Origin of the sequence: Marinobacter sp. AN1, assembly GCF_026013985.1 — a bacterium.
GTDB lineage: Bacteria > Pseudomonadota > Gammaproteobacteria > Pseudomonadales > Oleiphilaceae > Marinobacter > Marinobacter segnicrescens.
In genome coordinates, this window is record NZ_CP110342.1 from 1,186,015 (window position 1) to 1,202,463 (window position 16,449).

The following is a 16,449-nucleotide window of genomic DNA, read 5'->3' on the forward strand; positions in this document are numbered from 1 at the left end:
GGGTTCGCAGTACGCATGCGTCTGATCCGGGGGCTGACCAACCTCAAGCTACTGTCACACCAGGAGAATACCTTTCTGTCTCGGGGCTGTGTGGCCACCGTGGGCAACTTTGATGGTGTGCACCTGGGGCATCAGACCATCCTTGACCAGGTCAAGGACAAGGCCACCGAACTCGGCGTACCCTCGGTCGCCATGGTGTTCGAGCCCCAGCCCCGGGAGTTCTTCCAGGGGGATGACGCCCCGCCCAGGCTGACCGGGTTTCGTCAGAAGTTCGAGGCCATCCTGTCCCACGGGGTGGACTGTGTGCTGTGCCTGAAGTTCGACGAGAACTTCCGGAGCTATTCCGGCATGGGCTTTATCGAAGACGTTCTGATTGATGGCCTGAAGGTGCATCACCTGGTCGTGGGGGACGACTTCCGTTTCGGCTGCGACCGCGCCGGCGATTTCCAGCTGCTTCGTGACGTGGGGGAGACAGAGGGCTTCTCTGTGGAAAACACCCGAACCGTAACCATTGACGGTGAGCGGGTCAGCAGTACCCGGATACGCAACGCCTTGCAGGAAAACCAGCTTGAACTGGCCGGCCGACTGTTGGGCCACCCTTACACGATTCGTGGCAAGGTGGTATACGGCCGGCAGCTGGGCCGTACCATCGGAGCACCCACCGTCAACATCATGCTGGGCCGGCTGGCCCCCCTGCGGGGTGTGTACGTGGTTGATGTGGCGCTGCCGGACGGCTCCCGCTGTGATGGCGTGGCCAATATCGGACTGCGGCCCACGGTAGACGGGCGCCAGCCTTCGCTGGAAGTGCACCTGCTGGACTTTGCTGGCACACTTTATGGCCAGCGTATAGCTGTCACGTTCCGCCACCCGCTGCGGGACGAGACCAAGTTTGATTCCATTGACGAACTCAAAGACCAGATCGCCCGGGATTTCGAGAATGCCCGGGCGTGGATCGCCGACCACGGCACGGTCGCCAACCAACACTGACCGAGAGATTATGAGCGACTACAAGCACACGCTGAATCTGCCTGAAACCGCCTTCCCCATGCGCGGTAACCTGGCCAAACGCGAGCCAGACATGCTCAAGCGCTGGCAGGACCTGGATGTGTACGGCAGCCTGCGCCAGCAGCGGGAAGGCCGTGACAAGTTCATCCTCCACGATGGCCCTCCCTATGCCAACGGCAGCATTCATATCGGTCACGCGGTCAACAAGATTCTCAAGGACATGATCGTCAAGTCCCGCAGTTTCATGGGCTACGATGCGCCCTACGTGCCTGGCTGGGACTGCCATGGCCTGCCGATCGAGCACAAGGTGGAACAGGAAATCGGCAAGGCCGGGGTCAAGGTGGACTACAAGACCTTCCGCCAGGCCTGTCGGGATTACGCCACCAAACAGATTGAAGGCCAGAAGGCGGACTTTATCCGCCTGGGTGTCATGGGTGAGTGGGACAAGCCCTACCTGACCATGGATCCGAAGGTGGAAGCGGGTATCGTGCGTGCACTTGGCAAGATCGTCGCCAAGGGGCACCTGGTTCGTGGGTTCAAGCCGGTCTACTGGAGCGTGGTCGGTCAGTCCGCGCTGGCCGAGGCCGAAGTTGAATACCAGGACAAGACCTCAACCCAGATCGACGTGCGCTTTACTGCCGTGGACCAGGGCAAGGCACTGGCGGCCTTCGGCACCGACCAGGGGCAGGGCGATGTCTCTGTCGTGATCTGGACCACCACTCCGTGGACCATCCCGGCCAACCAGGCGGTGTCACTTCACGCCGAGCTGGAGTACGCCCTGGTGCAGACCGATGTGGGCCAAGGACCGGAGCGGATGATCCTGGCCGCTGAAATGGTCGAAGGCATCATGAGCCGCTGGGGTGTGGAGCAGTTTGAAGTACTGGCCACCTGCAAGGGCGAGGCCCTGGAGCGACTTGAACTGCACCACCCTATCTACGACAAGCAGGTGCCGGTCGTCCTGGGTGACCACGTTTCCACAGACGCCGGTACTGGTGCAGTTCATACCGCGCCAGATCATGGTATGGAAGACTTTGAAGTGGGCAAGGCCTACGGCATCGGCACGATCAGCCTGGTGCGGGCCGACGGTACCTACACCGATGCCGCCGGTGAATTTGCCGGTGTCCACGTTTACAAGGCTGACGAACCTGTCTGTTCGGCGCTAGAGCGCGAAGGCAAACTGGTGCATTCTGAGAAGTTCCAGCACAGCTACCCCCACTGCTGGCGTACCAAGACCCCTCTGATCTACCGGGCGACGCCCCAGTGGTTTATCAGCATGGACAAGGAAAACCTCCGCGCCGATGCCCTGGAAGCGATCAAGGGTGTGCGCTGGGTGCCGGCCTGGGGCCAGAACCGTATCGAAGCCATGTTCGAGCAGAGCCCGGACTGGTGCATCTCCCGTCAGCGCACCTGGGGCGTGCCTATCACCCTGTTTGTGAACAAGGACACCCAGGAGCTGCATCCGGACACCCAGGCCCTGATTGAAAAGGCCGCCCAGGCCATCGAGAAAGACGGTATCGACGCCTGGTACGACCTGGACATCAACGACATGCTGGGCGCTGATGCGGACCGGTACGAGAAGGTCACCGACACGCTGGACGTGTGGTTCGACTCCGGCGTTACCCATGAATCCGTCCTCCGGCCGCGGCCGGAACTGGGCCAGTTCCCTGCGGATATGTACCTGGAAGGTTCCGACCAGCACCGTGGCTGGTTCCAGTCGTCTCTGAAGACCTCCATTGCCATGAACGGCGTGGCGCCCTACAGGCAGGTGCTCACCCACGGCTTCACCGTGGACGGCAAGGGCCGCAAGATGTCCAAGTCCCTGGGCAATGTGATTGCGCCCCAGGAGGTCATGAACGAGCTGGGCGCTGACATCCTGCGCCTGTGGGTCTCCGCTACTGACTACAGCGGCGAGATGACCGTGTCCAAGGACATCCTCAAACAGACCGCTGACGGTTATCGTCGCATCCGTAATACCGCCCGCTTCCTGCTGAGCAACCTCACCGGTTTCGATCCGGCGGAGCATATGGTGGCGCCGGAGGACATGATTGCCCTGGACCGCTGGATGGTGGACCGGGCGCTGCAGCTTCAAAACGAGCTGAACGAGGACTACGGCAACTATGCCTTCCTGCGGATCTACCAGAAGGTCTACAACTTCTGTGAAGCGACCCTGGGTGGCTTCTACCTGGACATCATCAAGGATCGCCAGTACACCACCCCGGCTGACAGCCTGGCCCGTCGCTCCTGCCAGACCGCGCTGTACCATGTGGCCGAAGCCCTGGTGCGCTGGATTGCCCCGATCCTCAGCTTCACCGCCGATGAAATCTGGCAGCACCTGCCGGGTGAGCGGGGCGAGACCGTGTTCTACGAAACCTGGTACGAGGGCCTCACCGCATTGCCTGATGATGCCGAACTGGGCCGTGACTACTGGCGCGAGATCTACAGCGTCAAGGAAGTCGTAAACAAGTGCCTGGAGGAAGCTCGCGGCCGCAGTGAGATCAAGGGCTCCCTCAGTGCAGAAGTCACTCTGTACTGTGAAGGCGAACTGGCTGACCGGCTGAAACACCTGGGCGAGGAGCTTCGCTTCGTGCTGATTACCTCCGAAGCCACTGTGCGCCCGGTCTCCGAGGCAGATGGCGCCGAGCAGACTGGCCACGAAGGCCTGATGGTCAAGGTAACGCCGGCGGCCCACGCCAAGTGCGAACGCTGCTGGCACCACCGGGAAGACGTCGGCCAGAACGAGAAATACACCGATCTGTGCGGCCGCTGTGTCACCAACGTGGAAGGCCCGGGTGAAACCCGCTCCTTTGCCTGACGGAGCCAATACCTGATGGACGCTGCCATGACCCGGGAACAGACCGGCACCAAACTGAAATGGCTGTGGCTGGCCGTGGCCGTCATCGCCATCGACCTGGGCACCAAGGCCATGGCTACCGCCATGCTTACCTACGGTCAGCCGGTGCCGGTGGTGCCCTTGTTCAACCTGACCCTGCTGCACAACACCGGGGCGGCGTTCAGCTTCCTGGCAGACGCGGCCGGCTGGCAGCGCTGGTTCTTCGTGGCTCTGGCAGTGGTGGTCAGTGTGGTACTGGTCTACTGGCTGAAGGGACTGAAGCGCCACGAAACCTGGACCGCCATCGCCATCGCCCTGATCCTCGGCGGTGCCATTGGCAACGTCTACGACCGGGTTGTACATGGCTACGTGGTGGACTTTCTCCACTTCTACTGGCAGGACTGGCACTTCCCGGCCTTCAACCTGGCCGACACCGCCATTACCATTGGTGCCGGCATGATGATACTCGACATGTTCCGCAAGCCCGACGACAAGGCGGCGGACGGGAGCAACTGATAGCCATGAAAGAACTGCCCATCGACCAGGGAACCCGGGTGACCCTGCACTTCGCCCTCAAGTTTACTGACGGCCAGGTCATCGACTCTACGTTTGAAAAGGAGCCGGCCTCGCTGGAAATCGGCGACGAAAACCTGCCGGAAAACTTCGAGGCCTACCTGATGGGCCTGAAAGCCGGCGACCGGGAAACCTTCGAAGTTCCCCCGGAAAAAGCCTTTGGCCAGCACAATCCCAGCAACGTACAAACCTTCAAACGCCACGAGTTCAGCGCCGACATGGTTCTTGAACCCGGCGTCATGATCTCCTTCGCCGACGCCCGCCAGAGCGAGTTGCCCGGTGTGGTTAGCCGGGTGGAAGGTGACCAGGTGGACGTGGACTTCAATCACCCGCTGGCGGGGCGTACACTGGTGTTTGAGGTAGAAATTATTGACGTTGAACCTGTTGCGACAGCGCATTAGTTGGCGACTCGCAACCAGTTACGAGGATTCGCTGCGGGGCGGTACTCTCCGGGACCTTCAAAAACATGGACGTTTTTGAAGAGCCTCCATGGATGGATTTACGGCGTGTCCCGGAGAGTACCGCCCCGCAGCGAAGCCAGACTCCCAAGCCAGCAGGCCCGAGTAACCAAGGCACTATGCAAATCAGACTAGCCAACCCCCGCGGCTTCTGCGCCGGGGTAGACCGAGCCATAGAAATCGTCAACCGGGCCCTCGAAGTCTTCGGCGCCCCAATCTACGTACGCCACGAAGTCGTCCACAACAAATACGTGGTAGACGACCTCCGCAACCGCGGCGCCATCTTTGTGGACGAACTCGAAGAGGTTCCGGACGACACCCTGGTCATCTTCAGCGCCCACGGTGTCTCCCAGGCAGTCCAGAAAGAAGCTGCCGACCGTGGCCTCAAAGTGTTCGATGCCACCTGCCCACTGGTTACCAAGGTCCACATGGAAGTCATGCGCTACAGCCGTGACGGCCGCGAGTGTATCCTCATCGGCCACCAGGGCCACCCGGAAGTGGAGGGCACCATGGGTCAGTATGACCGCAGCAACGGCGGTGACATCTACCTGGTGGAAAATGAGGCAGACGTCGCCAGTCTTGAGGTCAAAGACCCTGAGGGACTGTCTTTCGTCACCCAGACCACCCTGTCCATGGACGACACCGCCAGGGTTATCGACGCCCTTCGGGACAAGTTCCCGCAGATAGAAGGCCCCCGCAAGGACGACATCTGCTACGCCACCCAGAACCGCCAGGACGCCGTCAAACAACTGGCCGGCGACTGCGACCTTATGCTGGTGGTGGGCTCCCCCAACAGTTCCAACTCCAACCGCCTGCGGGAACTGGCCGAACGCATGGGTACACCGGCTTACCTGATTGACGAGGCCGCCCAGATCGACCCGGCCTGGCTGACAAACTGCAACGTCGTGGGCGTGACCGCGGGCGCGTCCGCCCCGGAAGTCCTGGTCAACGACGTTATCAAACGCCTGCAGGAGCTGGGCGGTACAGCCCCCGAAGAAATCGCCGGACGCGAGGAGAATATCGTTTTCTCCATGCCCAGAGAGCTGCGTATTGACGCCGTAAACGTCTGAATCTCGCCATCGTGAACCTGTCTCACCTGCCGTAAGCCCCTCTCCCAGACGTGGGAGAGGGGTCTCCCAGAACCAGTTTCAAGCGCAGCCTCGTCGTAAGCCCAAACCCTCAACCTGTGACCACCATCACGCTCGGGGCCGCCCCTCAACCGCTTATCCGCCAACTAAAACCGCTCATCGTGTTGCCGTAGATGGCACAATGGACGCCGGTTAATCTTTCAGTAAGTCATGATGGAAGTCGTCGTATGCAACGCAAGGCAAACTCTGGATTTACCCTCTTGGAGCTGATTATAACGGTGGTCATCCTGTCCATCGTGATGTTGATCGGCATTCCATCATTCAGGACGTTGATTGCCGATAACCGGCTGACTTCTCAGATAAATGAGGTCTCCAGCGTAATTAACTTCGCCCGCAGCGAAGCAGCAAAGGTCCAGAACGAAACGATCACCGTTTGCCCGGTCGATGACCCGGAAGCTGCCAATCCGGATTGCAGTGGCGGCACAGGATGGTCGGCTGGCTGGATTGTTATTCTGGATGTTAATGGCGACGGCGATATCGATGCGGCCGATGGGGACCGGTTGCTGCGTTTGTACCAGCCTTTGAGTGGGGGCAACACCATGACCGTCGCTGGTCTGAGCAGCAATGATGGCTCTCTGATCCAGTTCGAAGGCAATGGTTTTCCGGTGCCGCCCTCGTTGGGCGCCTCAGCGGCGGGAACGATAACTGTGTGTGATGACCGCGGTGACGTTAGCGCCCGGGCGGTTGTTGTGAATGTTTCAGGCCAAACTCGCCTTGCGAGGGACCTCGATAACAACGGTATCTTAAATGACCATGACCAGCAGGACGTGACATGCCCGTGAACCATGAACCAAAAAACAGATCACTTGACCTCGCGGCAAGTCGCAACCGTGCTGCAGGCTTCACGCTGATCGAAATTATGGTAACCATGTTCATCCTCGCCATAGGCCTTCTCGGCCTGGCGGCATTAGTGGTTGATGGAATGCGAAACAATCAGGGTGCGTACCTGAGGACCCAGGCCAGTACCCTCGCCTACGACATGGCGGACCGGATACGACTCAATAAGGAACGAGCCGAAGATGGTGGAGATTATGACGGATTCTCGACGGAGGGTGCTGGCACCACGCTGCCAAACTGTTATACCGCAGACACTGGCTGTACGCCGGAACAACAAGTGGCGGTCGATAAGGTTCAGTGGACCCGGCAGATCCAGGGAGTGGGAAGTGGAATTCCACTGTTGCCAGGTGGTGAGGGGCAGATCGATTATGATGCAGCGAATAATGCATTTGTTATCACTGTGACCTGGCAGGAACGCTCCCGGGACGGGGACGCCGGTGAAGATATTGCTGGTGATGGAAGTTATACCGTGAGATTTACACTTTAAAAGGAAAGGTCATGGCAGGTCCTTCATTGACACTAACTCGATCTCACCTGGCACAAAAGGGGTTATCCCTTGTCGAGTTGATGATCACGTTGGCGTTAAGCTCGGCATTGATCCTGGGAATTTTCACGGTCTATCTGGACTCCAGCAAAACAGGGCGGCTCAGCAATTCCTTGGCAAGGATTCAGGAGTCCAGCCGGATTGCGGTGGATATTCTGGCGAGGGATCTCCGCATGGTCGGGTTCCAGGGATGCGCAGATCCCTATGCCGTTAACATGAATATTATTGCGGATAATCCGCCGACAGGGGATTTTTTGCAGACCACGTTGCGGGTCTGGGAGGTGGATGATGCGAACTGGGCGGACGGTACAGAGTTTGACGGAACGTCTATCGAAACGGATGCGGTCATCGGTAGCGATGTGATCGCCATTCAGCGCGGTGAAACGGTTCCGATCGAGGTTACCGGTAACATGGAAACCAGTAACGCCAATATTCAGGTTATCGGACAGACCGAACTTTTCAGTCAGAATGATATCGTGCTCATTTCTGACTGTGAAAACGCCGACCTTTTTCGGATTTCGAGCCAACCGGAGTCAGACACCTGGGCCCATGCCGAGGGTGTGAACAGCGATAACCGGCTGAGCCAGGCCTACAACGAAAAGGCGAATATATTCCGGTTCTCTTCCAACGCTTACTACGTCCGAGACACAGGGCGCGTTGACAATTTTGGTAACCCGATTCGCGCATTGTACCGGGCGCGAAATAACCTGCTGAACTCAGGGACTCCGAACTTCCAGATAGATGAGTTGGTCGAGGGAGTCGAGAACATCCAGGTTCTGCTCGGCGAAAAACTCCCTGGCGGCAATCTGCGGTACCGTGCTGCAGATCATGCCGGCCTTGATTTCACAGCTGTCGCGGCGGTGCAGCTTGGCTTGTTGCTTAGCGATGCGGAAGAAGTCCGGGACGATGCAGATACAGTATCGTACTCGTTGCCGGGGGAAACCATCGGTCCTGCCTCTGGCGGGGGCGTAACGCATCCCGAGGATCGCCGGCTTCGGCGGACATTCGAAACAACAGTGACTCTGCGTAACCGGGATTAACCCTATGAACCGACGCGTATCCAGATTCAGACTTAAAGCGAACTTCCACCAACAAAACGGTGCCGTGCTGGTGATTAGCCTGGTCATACTGCTGGTTATCACGCTGATCGGAGTGGCGGGGATGAACTCCTCCGTGATGCAGGAGCGCATGGCTGCCAATGCCCAGAATGCCAACCGGGCGTTCCAGGCCGCGGAAAGTAGCGTTGGGGCCCTGTTGGAGCAGCTTTATAACAGCGATCTCAGCATGCTCCGTGACGCCATGCAGGATGCCGATGACCTGAGCCCTGAACAGAATTTTTCAGTCGATCCCGGGGAAGGCATCAATGGCACTTATCAGGCACGTTATCTGGGCGAGATTATCATTACCAGCGGTAGTTCGATGGACGCAAATGAAAGCTCAACACTGCTTAAAGGTTATCGGTACGAGTTGCGGGGATCCGCGACGATGGATAACACGGGCGCCGCATCGACGGTGTTCAAGGGCATTGAATACTACTGAATCATGGCTAGGGAACAAGAGATGGGCAGATTAATCGTTTTAAAGGCCGTTGCAGTATTGATTGGGCTGTTCCTGGCCATTGCTGGAGTGAGCCACGCTGCAGAAAGCACTCAGAAGTTTGGTGATCCTGCCGAACGAAGTCTGGAGGCCGGTTCAGTTGAACTCATCCAGAACGCCAATGGCAGGGTTGTTGAGGTCAGGGTTGCGGATTGCGAGCTTTGCGATCGCACCTCGTATTTGCCCCGTCCTAACCTTGAGGTCGAGATTTCAGGAGAAGACATCTCCAGGGAAGACTTCTCTGTATACAGCGGTAGACCCGGCTCGATCGTGTTTAACGAGAAGGATTACATGGTTTTTGGGGTTTACTACTGGGGCGCCCGGTCGATGGAGGATAACCGATGAAAATTTTCAGCAAGGTTGCTCGAATTTCGCTATCCACGGCCTTCTTTACCATGCTGGGCTCTGCTGCGATAGCGGATGACACGGAGATTTTCTTCACCGATGTAGATGCAGTTGTAAAACCCAATGTCATGCTGATACTGGATGCGTCCGGTAGCATGGCATCTAATGATATTGGTGAACAAACCCGTTTAGAAGTTATGCAAGTCGCTACCAAAAACTTGCTAGATTCTGTCACTGACGCCAATGTTGGGCTCATGTATTTTGGTGGCAATGAGGGAGGATACTTTAAATCCCCCATAAAACCTTTGGATGATTCCCATAGAAATTTCTTAAAAGAAAAGGTCGACGAACTGACTGGAAGTGGTAATACGCCGCTGTCTGAGACCTTGTTCGAGTCGATGCGATATTACCAGGGGGCAAAGCCTTTTATTAGAGGTAGCAGTATTGAAGGGGTAATGGTTGGGGATAATTTTGATAGCCCGATAAATTACGAGTGTCAGCCAAATAATGTCGTTCTATTGACCGATGGTGAGCCAACCTCTGATATGAACCACCTTTCTTATGCGGATTATTATGCGCAGGGTGGTAGAAAAGAGCCTTATATGGATGATTTGATCGGTGCATGTGACGGCAACTGTCTGGATGAAATTGCAGGTTATATGTGGTCTGGCGATATGCGTCCGGATATGGATGGTGATCAAAAAGTCATTACTCATACAGTGGGTTTTTTTGAAACCGAGCAGGCGGGCGTTGAGCTTTTATTAAGCGAGGCGGCAGCCAAAGGCAACGGGTCTTATGTCCTTGCCAATGATGCTGCTTCACTCGAAGCAGCGTTCAGCGACCTTTTTGATGAAGTTCTCGCGCAGTCAACGACTTTTTCCGCGCCAGGCATCGCGGTTAACACCTTTGATCGCCTGAATCACCTTGACTCCCTGTATTTTGCGGTTTTTCAACCGGCAGGCACACCTCAGTGGGCTGGCAACCTGAAGCGCTACAAGCTTGGTGTTAATGTGGACGCTGATGGCAATAAACAGGCGGTCATACTGGATCAGGATGGCGATGAAGCGGTCGATTCGTCGACGGGCTTTTTCAAGGATAGTGCACGTAGTTGGTGGAGTCCCAGTACTGATGGCAAGAATGTAAACGAGGGTGGCGTTGCCTCCCAGCATGACACCTACCACGCCAACCGTGAGGTCTACACCTACCTGGGATCGGACACTGACCTTACCGATGAAGTCAATGAAATCTCAGTAGCCAATATTGACAACCTGACCAAGGCGCTGCTTGGTGATGACACCATGGATGACGGTGAACACAGCAAGCTGATTAACTGGATTCGGGGTGCCGATGTTGACGGCGAAGATGCCACGCGATCGCGAAAGTTTGTGTCTGATCCCCTGCATTCTGTACCGCACCTTATCGTGTATGGCGGAACCGAAGATTCGCCAGACACTGCTATCTACTTCGGTGACAACCAGGGGTTTATTCACGGCATAAACGGATCAACGGGGGAAACCTACTTCTCCTTCATGCCAAAAGAATTCCTCGTTAATCAGAAGGTCTTTATGGAGGCCTCGACGTCGGAACCCAAGCGCTACGGCATGGATGGAAAAGTCACCAGTTGGGTTCACGATGATAATAGCGATGGTGAGATCAGTGGTGCCGATGACCATGCCTATATCTACGCCGGCATGCGACGTGGGGGCAAGGGCTACTATGCCCTGGATGTGACCAATCCTGCGTCACCCAGTCTGCTTTGGAACATTCAGGGCGGTGTAACTGGATCTGACTTCGAAGAGTTGGCGCAAACTTGGTCGACCCCGGCCAAGTCGAAGATCAAGATCAATAACACGATCTATGATGTGCTGGTATTTGGAGGTGGCTATGACACCAATCAGGACACAGTTGAGGAACGGAAAGAAGCCACCCGTGACACCACTGGCAGGGCGCTATATATCGTAGACGCAGAGACCGGTGATCTGCTGTGGTGGGCGGGCCCGAAAGACAGCGGTGCGAATCTTGAGCTTGATGAGATGCATTACAGTATTCCGTCCGCGCCCAAGATTCTGGACGTCACTGGTAATGGCTGGATCGATCAGATCTACATTGGAGATATGGGAGGACAGGTTTTCCGGTTTGATATCGTCAATGGCGCCAAAAAGGCCGAAGATCTGGTGACTGGGGGGCGCATTGCCGATTTTGCAGCGGATAATGACCCCTCAGCGACGCGCCGTTTCTACCATGCGCCGGACCTGTTCGGAATGAAAGTCGGCGGAAAACGTTACCTGGGGCTTATTATCGGCTCTGGATACCAGGCTCATCCGTTGAATGAAACTATAGAAGACCGCATCTACATGATGCGCATGCCGGATGTCACTGCCCCCCCTCTGGACGCGGATGGCGATCCCTCCTATACCGCTATTACTGAGGCGGATCTGTATGATGCAACCGACAATCTCATACAGCAGGGCACCGAAACTGAGCGTTCCGATGCGGCAAATGCTCTATTTGCCAGCAAAGGTTGGTTTATCCGTCTTGAGCGTGATGGTGAGAAAGTGCTATCCACCAGCCAGACGATTAACAATGAAGTGTTCATTACGACCTATGAGCCAACGCCGAGTGAGAACCCCTGTACGCCGGCAGCTGGCACCTCCCGTCTGTATCACATTTCGGCTGCGGACGGCCGGGCAATCAGGAATTACTACACCGCTGACAGTTCAGACGATCAGAACCTGACATCGGAAGATCGTGAGAAAGAACTCAGCACCATTGGCCTTCCACCGGACGCTCAGCGCATGCGTGTCGATGATACTGACATTGTGTGTGTCGGCGCGGAGTGTATGACCGTGGACTCCCTGACTGGCGTCGTCGAAACCTACTGGTACGAGGAATGATTCCCATGGCATCAATTGCAAATAGGGAACGCGGTTTTACCCTTATCGAGTTGATGATTGTGGTTGCGGTAATCGGCATTCTGGCCGCCATTGCTTATCCCAGCTATCAAAACTCCGTTGACAAGTCCCGCAGGACCGACGGTAAGTCGGCCCTGTCGGGGCTGGCCGGGGCTATGGAAAGGCATTACACCACGAACAGTACCTATGAAGGGGCGGCAACGGGGGGGGCAGATACCGGCTCTCCAGAGATCTTCCCCGACGAGGCGCCCCTTGATAGCAGTAACAAGTTCTACGACCTTACGATCGAAGCTGCCGATGCAACGTCTTTTACACTGCGGGCTGCCCCCAAAGGTGTGCACGCGGGGGATGGCTACCTGGAGCTGACTTCGACGGGAGTTCGGAGATGGGACCAGAATAACAATGGTGCTATAGACGCTGGGGAAAACACCTGGGAGGAGTAGAGCAGGAGATTCTGGCGTGCCGGGTGCGAATCAGCAGCTTAATGCATCACCTGATGCGGTAATAATTTTACCGTCCCCGTCCCTGTCATACTCTGCACGGAAGCGGCCTCCTTTGTTGACGGTAAGGTAGACCAGCTCAGTTGTTGCGCCCTTGGTGCAAAGAATCAGGCCGCCGGTTCGTCCATGCACCATGCCGTTGGCGGCAAAACGAAGATAGCCTGTTCCGGCAGTTCTTGAACGAACCGTGATGTAATCGCCAGGGAACGGCAAGGTTCTGAAAATGCCGTTGTCAGGTCTGCCATCCCGGTCGGTATCAGCAAACACCTGAACGGGCAGCGACCAGTCATCGGTGCATTGATTGCTGTGGTTCAGCGGACAAATGGTCACTATTCCACTGATGCTGGCTGCCTGCCATCGAGCAAAGCTGAATAGCGCATGGTAGTCGTTGATCATTGTCTTCTGGCGCGCATTGCCGACCAGCGACGACCAAGAGTTCACAGCCCATGTTGTCAGTATGGCCAGCATAATGACGACTATCAGAACTTCGAGAAGTGTATAACCCCTGTGGGCATTTTGTGTGTTCATCCTGAACGATACCTGCCTGTCCCTGCGGTCTTAAAAGTGCTTCCATCCTTGATTATTCTTTATTTGGCAGGACTCTTTCACTATAGGACGCTGGCCACTCTGTCTGTGAGAAATGTCTTAGTTACTCCATCCCCAATTTCTTCAACCGATACCGCAACGCCCGAAAACTGATCCCAAGCCGTTTAGCGGCTGCCGTCTTGTTCCACCGCGTCGCCTCAAGTGCCTTTTCAATTGCCTGGCGCTCAATGGTTTCCAGGTACCGCTCAAGGTCCATATCGCCATCTGGCAGAGATGGTAGCTCCTGGCTGTTGTCAGAGTCCTGGCTCTCTCGCATCTGTCGGCTCGGGGGCAGGTCTACCGGGGGTGTTCCAATGTGTAGGTCATCGGTATCGATTACTTCGGAATCACACAAGGTAAATGCGCGCTCCAGGATGTTCTCCAGCTCCCGGACGTTGCCAGGGAATGCGTAGTCCTTCAGGTAGCCCAGGGCGCCCTGGCTGAGGCGTGCCGGCGGACATTCATACTCCCGCGCGATGCGCTCGAGGATATGGTTGGACAGGAGCGGTATATCGTCCGGGCGCTCCCGCAGTGCGGGTACGGCCAGTTCAATGACGTTGATGCGATAGAACAGGTCCTGGCGGAAGCTGCCGTCCTTGACCAGTTCTGGCAGGTTCTTGTGGGTGGCACTGAGGATGCGGATGTCCACGGGTACTTCCCGGGATTCACCCACCGGTCGGACGGCTTTTTCCTGAATGGCCCGGAGCAGTTTCACCTGCATGGCCAGGGGCAGGTCCGCCACTTCGTCCAGAAAGAGTGTGCCGCCATCAGCGCTGCGAAACAGCCCGTCCTTGCTCTCGTTGGCGCCGGTGAAGCTGCCCTTGCGGTGACCGAAGAACTCGCTTTCCATCAGCTCAGACGGAATGGCGCCGCAGTTGACGGCCACAAACGGCGCGTCGCTGCGGGGGCCCTGCATGTGAATCATACGGGCGACCAACTCTTTACCACTGCCGGATTCGCCACTGATGAATACTGGCGCCTGGCTGCGGGCCAGCTTGCGGGTCTGGCTGCGCAGACGCTGGATTTCACGGGAGTTGCCCAGCAGCAGGCCCGGTTCATCGGTCTGCTGGATCTCCTGGCGTTCCGGCTCTGACAGTCTCAGGGCACTGTTCACCAGTTCCCGTAATCGGGGCAGTTCCACCGGCTTGCTCACGAAGTCAAAGGCTCCGGCCTTGAGGGCCTCAATGGCGGTATCCATGTTGCCGTAGGCGGTGATGACAGCTACCGGGGTTTCTGGCCGGTGCTCCTGTATCCAGGCCACCAGGTCGATACCGTTGCCGTCCGGCAGGTTCATGTCGGTCAGGCACAGGTGGGCCGGTTCCGCTTCCAGTAACTCCCGTGCTGTGGCCAGGTCCGGGGCGATCGGGTGGCGATGCCCATGCGCACCAGGGTAATCTCCAGCAGTTCGCGGATATCCGGTTCGTCATCCACAATCAGTGCGGTATGGGTAGTCATAGGGTTACATCCTTTAAGGTTCTCATATCAGTCTGCCCGGCGGGGCAAAGGTGATCCGGAAGCAGCAGCCGGGGCTCTGGCCATTGAGCAGTGCCAGGTGGGCCTGGTTGGTTTCGCACAATTCCCGGGCCAGGTACAGTCCGAGACCCGTTCCGCCCTTGTCAGTGGTGAAGAAGGGCTCGAATACGGAATTGCGGTGTTCTTCGGCAACGCCCGGTCCCTGGTCTTCCACATCGACGTAGGCGCGCTCGCCGTCGGTGGTAGCGCCGGCTCGCACGGTAAGGGTGGCGCGTCCGGTTTGTTGCTTGCTGTAGCGCAGGCCGTTGTCACACAGGTTTGTCAGAACCTGATCGATCTGACTCTTGTCGAAGCGGGCGGCAGGCAGGTCAGACGGGAGCTCGAGACTGATGCGGGGTGGCTCCCCGTCCTGGTGGCTGGTGGACTGTTGATAGTCCCTTACAAAGTCGGTCAGCCACTGGCCAAGGTCCACCAACTGGGCGTCGGCCTGGCGTCGGCGGGAAAGGTCCAGCACGTTCTCGATAATGCCGTTCACCCGGCGAGAGTGCCGCTGGATTATCTCAAGCATGCGCAGGTCCGGCTCGGGTATATCGCCGGACTCACTCATCAGCTGCGCGGCATGGCTGATGGCGCCCAGGGGGTTGCGGATCTCGTGGGCAATACCGGCGGTCAGTCGGCCGAGGGACGCCAGCTTCATTTGTTGGGCCTGCTGGGTAACCTTGCTCAGGTCCTCGATAAACGCCAGTATCAGGTCGCTGTTTTCTTCATCGAGTCGGGTGAAGCTGGCCTGGATCACGGGGGAGGCAGGCTGCACCTGGCAGGGTTCCGGGCGCTTGCGAGGGTCCTGTTTCCAGGTGGCGAGGCCTTCCAGGAGTGCTACCGGTAACACCCGGCTTTGGTGTCCGTGGTTGCCGATCATGCCAAACAGGAGTTCTTCGGCGGCTGCGTTCGCCACCCGGATCCGACCCTCCTGGTCCGTGACCACGATACCGGTGCGCATGCGCTGGATGATCTGTTCGTTGATCTTCTCCAGTTCGATGATGCTGCGGGCCCGGGAATCCGCCAGGGCTTCGCTGCGCTGCATGCGACGGGTAATGGATTGCAGGATCAGCGCTGCGCCGAAATACAGAATGCCCAGAGAACCCGCCCGGACGATGTTGTCCACGTTGTCCCCATGCAACATCACGCCCCAACCCGCGATGGCCAGGGAGCAGATAGCAGCGAGCGCAGCGTAGAATAGGCCCATCCGGCTGGGGGTCAGGATGTTGCCCGCTGCTACTGAAATAATGATCAGATTGGCCAAGCCATTGGTGATGCCTGAACTGGTGAACAGCAGAACGTGGATGATCAGGATATCCAGTAATACCGACAGGGTAATATGTCGCTGGCCGGGGCTGAGCCCACCCACCAGCATCAGCCCGATGGCGCTGTTGAGCATCAGGTAGCCAAGTACGCCGGCCTGGTAATATTCGGCAAGGCGCAGGGGCTGATCGAGCTGGACAGGGTCTACAAACAGCAGCCCGGTCAGCACCAGGCTGATCACGATCCGGTACAGGTTATAGACCCGGAACAGTCGCTGGGATTGCCCTGATGTTCCCCGTTGGTAGCTCTGGCTGGTCGGGCTGGATGTGTCGGCAGACAGT

At 57.3% G+C, this 16,449-nt stretch carries 16 protein-coding genes; 12 read left to right on the forward strand and 4 right to left on the reverse strand.

The annotated features are described in order from the left end of the window. Positions 1-15: 15 nt before the first annotated feature. The 12 genes from ribF to LJ360_RS05400 all read left to right on the forward strand — a co-directional run bounded on the left by ribF (position 16) and on the right by LJ360_RS05400 (position 12,691). On the forward strand, positions 16-987 hold the full coding sequence (gene ribF / locus LJ360_RS05345) for a bifunctional riboflavin kinase/FAD synthetase (RefSeq protein WP_091854009.1): 972 nt from the start codon (positions 16-18) through the stop codon (positions 985-987). 10 nt (positions 988-997) lie between these two features. Further along, positions 998-3,817: an isoleucine--tRNA ligase gene (gene ileS, locus LJ360_RS05350; protein ID WP_264995503.1), complete on the forward strand. Its 2,820-nt coding sequence runs from the start codon at positions 998-1,000 to the stop codon at positions 3,815-3,817. 15 nt (positions 3,818-3,832) lie between these two features. Then, positions 3,833-4,351: a signal peptidase II gene (lspA, locus tag LJ360_RS05355; protein ID WP_264995504.1), complete on the forward strand. Its 519-nt coding sequence runs from the start codon at positions 3,833-3,835 to the stop codon at positions 4,349-4,351. Between the two features lie 5 nt (positions 4,352-4,356). Beyond that, positions 4,357-4,809, forward strand: a complete 453-nt coding sequence (gene fkpB, locus LJ360_RS05360) for an FKBP-type peptidyl-prolyl cis-trans isomerase (RefSeq protein ID WP_264995506.1) — start codon at positions 4,357-4,359, stop codon at positions 4,807-4,809. Between the two features lie 176 nt (positions 4,810-4,985). Further along, positions 4,986-5,936, forward strand: coding sequence for a 4-hydroxy-3-methylbut-2-enyl diphosphate reductase (gene ispH / locus LJ360_RS05365; RefSeq protein WP_264995507.1), 951 nt, complete (start codon positions 4,986-4,988; stop codon positions 5,934-5,936). Positions 5,937-6,181: 245 nt separating this feature from the next. Next, positions 6,182-6,796, forward strand: a complete 615-nt coding sequence (locus LJ360_RS05370) for a GspH/FimT family pseudopilin (protein WP_264995508.1) — start codon at positions 6,182-6,184, stop codon at positions 6,794-6,796. Beyond that, positions 6,787-7,338 (forward strand): type IV pilus modification protein PilV, encoded by a 552-nt coding sequence (gene pilV / locus LJ360_RS05375; protein WP_264995509.1) that lies wholly within the window; start codon positions 6,787-6,789, stop codon positions 7,336-7,338. The genes LJ360_RS05370 and pilV overlap by 10 nt, the downstream gene beginning before the upstream one ends. Positions 7,339-7,349: 11 nt before the next feature. Continuing rightward, entirely contained in the window at positions 7,350-8,435 is a 1,086-nt protein-coding gene (locus tag LJ360_RS05380) for a PilW family protein (RefSeq protein ID WP_264995510.1), read from the forward strand. Positions 8,436-8,439: 4 nt separating this feature from the next. Then, complete coding sequence (locus LJ360_RS05385; RefSeq protein ID WP_264995511.1) at positions 8,440-8,934, forward strand: PilX N-terminal domain-containing pilus assembly protein; 495 nt, start codon at positions 8,440-8,442, stop codon at positions 8,932-8,934. A gap of 21 nt (positions 8,935-8,955) precedes the next feature. Beyond that, a complete protein-coding gene (locus tag LJ360_RS05390) occupies positions 8,956-9,336 on the forward strand; it encodes a hypothetical protein (RefSeq protein WP_264995512.1) in 381 nt (126 codons plus the stop codon). Next, positions 9,333-12,230, forward strand: a complete 2,898-nt coding sequence (locus LJ360_RS05395) for a PilC/PilY family type IV pilus protein (protein WP_264995513.1) — start codon at positions 9,333-9,335, stop codon at positions 12,228-12,230. The genes LJ360_RS05390 and LJ360_RS05395 overlap by 4 nt, the downstream gene beginning before the upstream one ends. A 5-nt stretch (positions 12,231-12,235) precedes the next feature. After that, positions 12,236-12,691: a type IV pilin protein gene (locus LJ360_RS05400; RefSeq protein WP_264995515.1), complete on the forward strand. Its 456-nt coding sequence runs from the start codon at positions 12,236-12,238 to the stop codon at positions 12,689-12,691. A 30-nt stretch (positions 12,692-12,721) separates the two neighbouring features. Here LJ360_RS05400 and LJ360_RS05405 read toward each other — a convergent pair whose 3' ends face one another. From LJ360_RS05405 to LJ360_RS05415, 4 genes are all read right to left on the reverse strand, one after another. Then, on the reverse strand, positions 12,722-13,276 hold the full coding sequence (locus tag LJ360_RS05405) for a GspH/FimT family pseudopilin (protein WP_264995516.1): 555 nt from the start codon (positions 13,274-13,276) through the stop codon (positions 12,722-12,724). A 121-nt stretch (positions 13,277-13,397) separates the two neighbouring features. Then, positions 13,398-14,696: a sigma-54-dependent transcriptional regulator gene (locus LJ360_RS05410; RefSeq protein ID WP_413774418.1), complete on the reverse strand. Its 1,299-nt coding sequence runs from the start codon at positions 14,694-14,696 to the stop codon at positions 13,398-13,400. Next, on the reverse strand, positions 14,633-14,788 hold the full coding sequence (locus LJ360_RS20005; RefSeq protein ID WP_413774398.1) for a hypothetical protein: 156 nt from the start codon (positions 14,786-14,788) through the stop codon (positions 14,633-14,635). Before LJ360_RS20005 ends, LJ360_RS05410 begins: the two co-directional genes overlap by 64 nt. Positions 14,789-14,810: 22 nt before the next feature. Beyond that, positions 14,811-16,448 carry a sensor histidine kinase gene (locus LJ360_RS05415; protein ID WP_264995997.1) on the reverse strand — a complete coding sequence of 546 codons (1,638 nt, stop codon included), beginning with the start codon at positions 16,446-16,448 and terminating at the stop codon, positions 14,811-14,813. Position 16,449 lies beyond the last annotated feature (1 nt).

Excerpts from the sequence above, each read along its gene's own strand:
- LJ360_RS05380 (WP_264995510.1), top strand. The coding sequence starts at position 7,350 with ATGGCAGGTCCTTCATTGACACTAACTCGATCTCACCTGGCACAAAAG.
- LJ360_RS05385 (WP_264995511.1), top strand. The coding sequence starts at position 8,440 with ATGAACCGACGCGTATCCAGATTCAGACTTAAAGCGAACTTCCACCAA.
- ribF (WP_091854009.1), top strand. The coding sequence starts at position 16 with ATGCGTCTGATCCGGGGGCTGACCAACCTCAAGCTACTGTCACACCAG.
- pilV (WP_264995509.1), top strand. The coding sequence starts at position 6,787 with ATGCCCGTGAACCATGAACCAAAAAACAGATCACTTGACCTCGCGGCA.
- ispH (WP_264995507.1), top strand. The coding sequence starts at position 4,986 with ATGCAAATCAGACTAGCCAACCCCCGCGGCTTCTGCGCCGGGGTAGAC.
- LJ360_RS05395 (WP_264995513.1), top strand. The coding sequence starts at position 9,333 with ATGAAAATTTTCAGCAAGGTTGCTCGAATTTCGCTATCCACGGCCTTC.
- LJ360_RS05390 (WP_264995512.1), top strand. The coding sequence starts at position 8,956 with ATGGGCAGATTAATCGTTTTAAAGGCCGTTGCAGTATTGATTGGGCTG.
- ileS (WP_264995503.1), top strand. The coding sequence starts at position 998 with ATGAGCGACTACAAGCACACGCTGAATCTGCCTGAAACCGCCTTCCCC.
- LJ360_RS05405 (WP_264995516.1), bottom strand. The coding sequence starts at position 13,276 with ATGAACACACAAAATGCCCACAGGGGTTATACACTTCTCGAAGTTCTG.
- lspA (WP_264995504.1), top strand. The coding sequence starts at position 3,833 with ATGGACGCTGCCATGACCCGGGAACAGACCGGCACCAAACTGAAATGG.
- fkpB (WP_264995506.1), top strand. The coding sequence starts at position 4,357 with ATGAAAGAACTGCCCATCGACCAGGGAACCCGGGTGACCCTGCACTTC.
- LJ360_RS20005 (WP_413774398.1), bottom strand. The coding sequence starts at position 14,788 with ATGACTACCCATACCGCACTGATTGTGGATGACGAACCGGATATCCGC.
- LJ360_RS05370 (WP_264995508.1), top strand. The coding sequence starts at position 6,182 with ATGCAACGCAAGGCAAACTCTGGATTTACCCTCTTGGAGCTGATTATA.
- LJ360_RS05400 (WP_264995515.1), top strand. The coding sequence starts at position 12,236 with ATGGCATCAATTGCAAATAGGGAACGCGGTTTTACCCTTATCGAGTTG.